Annotated in this window: 8 protein-coding genes; 3 read left to right on the top strand and 5 right to left on the bottom strand. The window is 71.7% G+C overall.

The annotated features are described in order from the left end of the window. Positions 1–180 (top strand): hypothetical protein (locus ACH5AF_RS30310; protein ID WP_398906045.1); only part of this gene is annotated, 180 nt, incomplete at its 5' end. Positions 181–590: 410 nt separating this feature from the next. Further along, positions 591–1586 (top strand): tryptophan--tRNA ligase, encoded by a 996-nt coding sequence (gene trpS / locus ACH5AF_RS30305; RefSeq protein ID WP_398906043.1) that lies wholly within the window; start codon positions 591–593, stop codon positions 1584–1586. Between the two features lie 63 nt (positions 1587–1649). Here trpS and proC read toward each other — a convergent pair whose 3' ends face one another. The 5 genes from proC to ACH5AF_RS30280 form a co-directional block, all read right to left on the bottom strand. Beyond that, a complete protein-coding gene (gene proC / locus ACH5AF_RS30300; RefSeq protein WP_398906041.1) occupies positions 1650–2459 on the bottom strand; it encodes a pyrroline-5-carboxylate reductase in 810 nt (269 codons plus the stop codon). 120 nt (positions 2460–2579) lie between these two features. Further along, positions 2580–3317, bottom strand: a complete 738-nt coding sequence (locus ACH5AF_RS30295) for an ABC transporter permease (protein WP_398906039.1) — start codon at positions 3315–3317, stop codon at positions 2580–2582. Then, positions 3314–4081, bottom strand: coding sequence for an ABC transporter ATP-binding protein (locus ACH5AF_RS30290; protein ID WP_398906037.1), 768 nt, complete (start codon positions 4079–4081; stop codon positions 3314–3316). The genes ACH5AF_RS30295 and ACH5AF_RS30290 overlap by 4 nt, the downstream gene beginning before the upstream one ends. Positions 4082–4256: 175 nt before the next feature. Then, a complete protein-coding gene (locus ACH5AF_RS30285; RefSeq protein WP_398906035.1) occupies positions 4257–4790 on the bottom strand; it encodes a hypothetical protein in 534 nt (177 codons plus the stop codon). Between the two features lie 150 nt (positions 4791–4940). Then, positions 4941–5243: an SH3 domain-containing protein gene (locus ACH5AF_RS30280; RefSeq protein ID WP_398906033.1), complete on the bottom strand. Its 303-nt coding sequence runs from the start codon at positions 5241–5243 to the stop codon at positions 4941–4943. Positions 5244–5368: 125 nt separating this feature from the next. Between ACH5AF_RS30280 and ACH5AF_RS30275 the strand changes: the two genes are divergently transcribed. Continuing rightward, positions 5369–7540 (top strand): PQQ-binding-like beta-propeller repeat protein, encoded by a 2172-nt coding sequence (locus tag ACH5AF_RS30275; protein ID WP_398906059.1) that lies wholly within the window; start codon positions 5369–5371, stop codon positions 7538–7540. The last annotated feature ends 23 nt before the right edge of the window (positions 7541–7563 follow it).

Raw genomic sequence — 7563 nt, 5'->3', positions numbered from 1 at the left:
CTTGCGTTTCCGACTCTATCAGATCTTTCCGACCCGATTTCCTCGGTGCTTTCCAGTTCTTCGCTTTCGCGCTTCCCTTTCCAGCGGCTCCGACTCTATCAGATCCTTTCGGGCCTGATTCCCGGTCAGCGGGAGTTGCCTTCCCGGCCGTTGGGCCGTTCCGACGTGGTGAGACTTTAGCGGAGTCGCGGACCCCGACGCTAATCGGGGTCACGCTCGTTCGAAGATCGAACGAGGATTCCTCATTCGCGAAAACGCACGCAAAAGACGGGCAGCAGAAAGTCTGTCGCTCGCTCGAGTGGGTCTTGCGGAATGGTGTCCGGGGACCAGCCGGGGCCGGTGCTCACGTCGGACAACTCGGAGAACACTACGGATGGGGGAATCCGATGTCAACCCAGGGGCCGCAAGCGTACTGTGGCTGCGTGACTACGCGCATGTGCCTCACCCTGTGGTGGGCCGCCTGACGGCGGCCGGCACCTGCGCATGCTCTTCCACGGCCGCCGCTTCGGCGGCCGTTCGCGTATCCCCGCTCCGGGGTTCCGGCCGCAAGACAGCGGCGGCTTCGGCCCGGACACGGAGTGGAGTACGGAATGAAGCGGATCTTCAGCGGCATCAAGCCGACGGGGCACCTGACCCTCGGCAACTACCTCGGGGCCATGCGACGGTGGGTCGAGATCGATCAGCACCGGTCGGACGCGCTGTTCAGCGTCGTCGACCTGCACGCGCTGACAGTGGAGCACGATCCGGCGCGAGTGCGCAGACTCAGCCGCCAGGCGGCGACGCTGTTGCTGGCCGCGGGCCTGGACCCCGAGCGGTGCACGCTGTTCGTACAGAGCCATGTCGACGAGCATGCGCGGCTGTCGTACATCCTCGAGTGCACGGCCACCGACGGCGAGCTGCGACGCATGATCCAGTACAAGGAGAAGAGCGCGCAGGCCCGGGGCTCCGGAGAGAGCGTGCGGCTGTCCCTGCTCACGTACCCGGTGCTGATGGCGGCGGACATCCTCGCCTACGGGACGGACGAAGTGCCGGTCGGCGACGACCAGGCCCAGCACGTGGAACTCACCCGGGATCTGGCCGTGCGGTTCAACCAGCGGTACGGGCACACCTTCACCGTGCCCCGGGCGACGCATCCCCCGGTGGCGGCGCGGGTCATGGATCTGCAGGACCCCACGTCGAAGATGGGCAAGTCCCATGAGGCGGGGGCCGGGATCGTCTATCTGCTCGACGACGCGGACGTGGTGCGCAAGAAAGTGCTGCGCGCGGTCACGGACAGCGGGCGCGATGTCGCCTACGACCGGGCGGCGCGGCCCGGGGTCACCAATCTGCTGGAGATCCTGGCGGCCTGTGCCGATGGCGACCCGATGGAGCTGGCCGGCTCGTACTCCTCGTACGGGGCGCTGAAGAAGGAGGTGGCCGACGCGGTGGTGGAGGTGCTGAGGCCGGTCCGGGAGCGGCACGCCCGGCTCGCCGCCGATCCGTCGTACATCGACGAGGTGCTGCGCAAGGGTGCGGAGCGGGCCAGAGGGATGGCGCGGCCCACGGTCGACGCCGCCTTTTCCGCGATCGGGCTGCTGCCCGCGTGACGCGCACACCGGCCCGCCGCCGGTCGACGGCGGCGGGCCGGGATCTCGACGGCGACCGGCTGCTCAGCCGTTGCCGGAGGCGAGCTCGCGGCTGCGGTCGCGGGCGGCTTCGAGGGCGGCGATGAGGGCCGCCCGTACGCCGTGGTTCTCCAGTTCACGGATGGCGCTGATCGTGGTGCCTGCCGGAGAGGTGACGGCCTCGCGGAGCTTCACGGGGTGCTCACCGCTGTCGCGGAGCATCACGGCGGCGCCGATGGCGGCCTGGACGATCAGGTCGTGGGCCTGGGCGCGGGGGAGGCCGAGCAGAATGCCGGCGTCGGTCATCGCCTCGACGAGGAAGTAGAAGTACGCCGGGCCCGAGCCGGAGAGCGCGGTGGCCGCGTCCTGCTGGGACTCGGGCACGCGCAGCGTCTTGCCGACGCCGCCGAAGATCTCCTCGGCGTGGACGACGTGCTCCGTGGTGGCGTGGCTGCCGGCCGAGATCACGGACATGCCTTCGTCGACGAGGACGGGCGTGTTGGGCATGACGCGGACGACGGGGGTCCCCGCGGCCAGGCGCTCCTCGATGAAGGCGGAGGTGATGCCTGCCGCGGCGCTGATGACGAGCCGGTCGGCGGTGATGTGGGGGGCCAGTTCGTCGAGGAGCTTGCCCATGTCCTGGGGCTTGACGGCGAGGATGAGGGTGTCGGCGCGCTTGGCCGCCTCGGCGTTGGAGACCGGCTCGACCCCGTAGCGGGTGCGGAGCTCCTCGGCGCGCTCGGGGCGGCGGGTGGTGACCAGCAGGTCGGCGGGGTGCCAGCCCGCGCGGATCATGCCGCTGAGCAGGGCTTCGCCGATCTTGCCCGTGCCGAGGACTGCGACTGTCTGGGTCATGGCTCTTTCACCTCGCCGGTCGGGATGCGTGCGCTCACATCCTTGCACCGGGGGCGTCGGGGTGCCGGAGGAGTCCGAGGGGCGGGCACCCCGGGCATGTCCCGGCGCGGCCGGCGCCAGTCAGGCGGTGCGGCGGCGCAGGGTGGCCGCACCGAGTGCGACGACGAGTACGGCGCAGGCTGCCACGACCACGACGTCGCGGACGAAGTCGGCGGTGGTGTCGGCGTGGTGCTGCACCTCGGTCATGGCGTCGACGGCGTACGACATGGGCAGCACGTTCGACACGGCCTCCAGGACGGGCTGCATCCGGTCCCGTGCGGTGAACAGGCCGCACAGCAGCAGCTGGGGGAAGATCACGGCCGGCATGAACTGGACCGCCTGGAACTCGGAGGCGGCGAACGCCGAGACGAACAGGCCGAGAGCGGTGCCGAGCAGCGCGTCGAGGAGTGCGACGAGAAGCAGCAGCCAGGGCGAGCCGACGACGTCGAGGCCGAGGACCCACAGGGCGAGTCCGGTGGCGAGGACGGACTGGACGAAGGCGACGAGGCCGAAGGCGATCGCGTATCCGGCGATCAGGTCGCCCTTGCCGAGGGGCATGGCCAGCAGACGTTCCAGGGTGCCCGAGGTGCGCTCGCGCAGGGTGGCGATGGAGGAGACCAGGAACATCGTGATCAGCGGGAAGATGCCGAGCAGGGAGGCGCCGATGGAGTCGAAGGTGCGCGGGTCGGCGTCGAAGACGTAGCGCAGCAGGAGCAGCATCACGCACGGCACGAGCAGCATCAGGGCGATGGAGCGCGGGTCGTGGCGGAGCTGGCGCAGGACTCGGGCCGCGGTGGCGAGGGTGCGGGCAGAGTTCATCGGGCGTTCTCCTGAAGGGCGTCGGCCTCGTCGACCAGGTGGAGGAAGGCCTCTTCGACGGTTGCGGAGCGGGTGCGGGTGCGCAGGTCGTCCGGGGCGTCCTCGGCAAGGATCTCGCCGTCGCGCATGAGGATGAGCCGGTCGCAGCGCTCGGCCTCGTCCATGACGTGGGAGGACACGAGGATCGTCGCGCCGCGTTCGTCGGCGAGGCGGTGGAAGAGGGCCCACAGGTCGCGGCGCAGGACGGGGTCCAGGCCGACGGTGGGTTCGTCGAGCACGAGGACCTCGGGGGTGCCGAGCAGGGCGACGGCGAGGGAGACGCGGCTGCGCTGGCCGCCGGAGAGGCGTCCGGCGAGGGCATCGGCGTGCGAGCTGAGGTCGACGTCGGCGACGGCGCGGGCGACGCATTCCTCGCGGGCGTCGCGGTGGGCACGGCCGGGGAGCAGGACGGCGGCGAAGTAGTCGAGGTTCTGGCGGACGGTGAGGTCGTCGTAGACGGAGGGGGCCTGGGTGACGTAGCCGATGCGGGAGCGGAGCTCGGCGTCGCCGGCCGGTCGGCCGAGGACCTCCAGGGTGCCGGTGACCTTGGCCTGGGTGCCGACGACGGCGCGCATCAGGGTCGACTTGCCGCAGCCGGACGGGCCGAGGAGGCCGGTGATGCGGCCGGGCAGGACGGTGAAATCGACACCGTGGAGGACGGTGCGCTCTCCTCGTACGACGGTGAGGCCGCGGGCCAGGACGGCGACGCCAGAGGAATTCACCATGTGATGAATAATGCGCCTGGGGGTGCTGGGGCGTCAAGGACACGGGCTCTGTGGCACTGCGTGGGCTCGCTGCGGACGGCTCGCCGCGCGGGCTCACTGGAGGAAGGGCGGCGGCACGGACGAGCGTGCGCGCCGTGGCACGCACGGAACGGAGTGGGAGAGCCGGCGCGGAAGGCTAGCCGCGCCCGGAACGGCCGTTCTTGCGGCCGCGGGCCGCGGGGTTCCCGGAGCGGGTGCCGCGGCGCTTCGCGTACTGCTGGAGCGCCGTTTCATACTCTGCGCGGCGCAGCCTCTCGCCGGGGGCCTCCATGGCGCAGCGCAGGGAGTAGGCGATGAGGGAGCCGATGAAACCGATCGTCTTCAGGCTGCGCAGTGAGTCCTCGGCGGCGGAGCCGGAGGGGCGGCGGCCGAAGCCCTCCCAGGTCTTGCGGAAGGCGATGGCGCTGCAGACGGCGAACATCACGACGACGAGGGTGTTCACGAAGCCCCCGACCTCGGCGATGGCCAGGCCCTGGTAGGCGAAGCGCAGCACGAGCGCGGCGGCGAAGGCGGTGACCAGCGCGCCGAGGCCGACGCCCGCCCGGCGCAGCCCGTAGCCCCCGTCGTGTTCGACCCAGGTGGTGCCGAAGTAACGGATGGGCTCGGGCCGCGGGCCGGTGCCGGTCGTCGTGCCGGTGGTGTCGCCGGTGCTCTCGGTGTGCTCGCTCACGGGTCGATTATCCCCGTGGCCGGGCTAGTGGCCCCGCGACGGGGCGAGTGTCCCCGAGACCGGGCGACTGTTCCCGAGACCGGGCGACTGTCCCCGAGACCGGGCGACTGTCCCCGTGGCCGGCGGGTATCGCCGCCACAGGGCCAGCGGTCAGGAGCAGCGCGGGGCCACGTATCCGTCGCTGCCGGTCTTGACGTACGCGTCCGAGACGAACTCGCCGTCGGCGATGTTGTCCCAGAGGTTGGTGGTGCCGTAGGGGCCGGAGATCCACTCGCCGGGCTTCTGGCAGTAGACCGGGACCTTCACGTTGTACGGCAGGGTCCGGATCAGCCGGTACATCGTGCCGGGGCCGGACCGTACGTTGAGCCGGTAGCCGGGCGCGACCGGGTATCTGACGACGTCCGTCGCGGCTTCGACGCGGACGACGCTCTCACTGGCCTCTTCAACAGACATGTGCCACTCCCCCGTTGCTCTTCATGTCACTGCGACGCGCAGGCTAGCAAGCCCTGACCGAATCAAACGAGCCATCGACTAGGCTCCGTGCGTCGCGCTTGCGGACGAACACACGGGGGTGGGCGATGCCGCCGCTGCGGGAGAGCGGAACCGGCCCAGAAGCGGAACTTCCGCTGTATGCCGGGCAGTACCGGCTTGAGGCATGCCTGGGCGTCGGCGGCATGGGGGTCGTACACCTCGCCAGGTCGGCATCGGGACTGCGGCTCGCGGTCAAGGTCGTCCACCAGCAGTACGCGGCGGACCCCGAGTTCAGGGCGCGGTTCCGGCAGGAGGTCGCCGCCGCGCGACGGGTGAGCGGTGCTTTCACCGCCTCCGTCGTGGACGCCGACCCGGATGACGACCGCCCATGGATGGCCACCCTCTACGTCCCCGGTCCCACGCTCGCGGACCAGGTGAAACGGAACGGTCCCCTGGCTCCCGCCGAGTTGCGCAGGCTGACGGCAGGGCTCGCCGAGGCGCTGCGCGACATCCACCGTGCCGGTGTCGTCCACCGGGACCTCAAGCCCAGCAATGTGCTGCTCACCGATTCCGGGCCGAAGGTCATCGACTTCGGCATCTCGCGGCCCTTCGACAGCGATCTGCGGACGGAGACGGGCAAGCTGATCGGTTCGCCGCCCTTCATGGCGCCGGAGCAGTTCCAGCGGCCTCGCGAAGTGGGCCCGGCCGCCGACGTGTTCGCGCTGGGGTCGGTGCTGGTGCACGCCGCGACGGGACGCGGGCCCTTCGACTCCGGCAGTCCGTACATCGTGGCCTATCAGGTGGTCCACGACGAGCCGGATCTGACGGGCGTCCCCCTCGAACTCGCCCCGCTCGTCGGCCGCTGTCTCGCCAAGGACCCCCTGGAGCGGCCTACACCCGACGAGATCATGACGGAGTTGCGTCCCCCGTCGTACGAGGCGACGGCGTTCATACCCGCGCAGCGCCGCGCAGCGGGCGGCGACCCCTCGGCGGCGAGCGGGCCGGACACCACCACGCACGTCAGCAGCCGTCCGTATGCGACGCGGACGCGGACCCGCACCACGGCGAGGCGCAGGCGGCTCGTCGCGGCCGGCGCCGCGCTGTTCGTCCTCCTCGGCGGGGGCGCCCTCGCCCTCGCCCTCGAAGGGAGGGACACCCCGGAGAGGTCCGGCACCACCGCCCGGGCGGCGGAGAACGGGGCGTTCGCACCGTGGCGGACGACGCTGCGCACCACCGAAGGCTCCCTCCCCGCCTGCGCGTACGCGGGCGGCGCGCTGTACTGCACGGCGCAGGGCGCGGGAACGGCCAGGATCGATCCCGACAGCGGCCGGCTGGTGTGGCAGGCCGCGGTGCCCGAGGGGATGGCCGCTGCGGACCCCGGCTCGGGCCCGGCCGTCCCCGGCGGCCTGGTGCACACGGCCTGGACCACGACACGGGCGGCGCAGATCCGGACGTACGGGACGGCCGACGGCGCACCCGGCTGGCGCGCGGACGTCTCCGCGTATCAGACCGGATTCGGACAGGCCGGCGACACCGTCCTCCTCGTCCCGCCGGCCGGACCGGTGAAGGCCCTCGACGCGGCAACGGGCAATCAGCGCTGGCACCGTGCCGTGCCGGGGCACAGCCGCCCGGACTTCGGCCCCTACAACGAGGAGACGGGTCTGCTGCATCTCTTCGAGGGCTCCGCGGACGGACGGACCACCCTCGTCACGGCGGTGCGTCCGCGCAGCGGGGAGGTGGCGTGGCAGCGCAGGCTGGCGGGGAACCTCACCCCCGCGGCGACCGTCGGCAGCACCCTGTTCCTGACGTCGACCGACGCGAACACGCAGACGGACGCCGTGGTGCGGTACGACCCGCGGCGGGGGTCCGCACACCGAGTGCGGCTGCCGTTCCCCCTGTCCGAGCCCAAGGCGGCCGTCCGGGGCGACACCGTCCACCTGCTCTCGCGCGGCGGCACGCTGCTGGCCGTCGACACGCGCCCGGGCACGGGCGCGGCCGACGCCGAGCTGTGGCGGCTGGAGACCGGGGCGGGACGCACGTCCGCCCCTGTCCTCGCCGGCCGCGACCGGCTCTACTTCTCGTCGGCCGACGGCCGGCTCTTCGCTGTCGACACGGCGGAGGGACGGGTGCTCGGCCAGACCCGGCCCCGGCTGCGCGGCGGCAAGCTGGGATTCGCGGCCACCCTGCCCGCTCCCGTCGTTGCCCCCGGCAAGGCCTTCGCCACCGCTCCCGACGGCTCCGTCTTCGCCGTCGACGCGAAGGACCCGGCGCGCTGGTGAGCGCGCCGGGTCCGGCGGTGTGT

It is taken from the genome of Streptomyces sp. NPDC018833, from assembly GCF_044390825.1.
Taxonomy (GTDB): Bacteria; Actinomycetota; Actinomycetes; order Streptomycetales; family Streptomycetaceae; genus Streptomyces.
The sequence above is the reverse complement of the archived record's forward strand: the minus strand, read 5'-3'. Positions and strand labels throughout refer to the sequence as shown.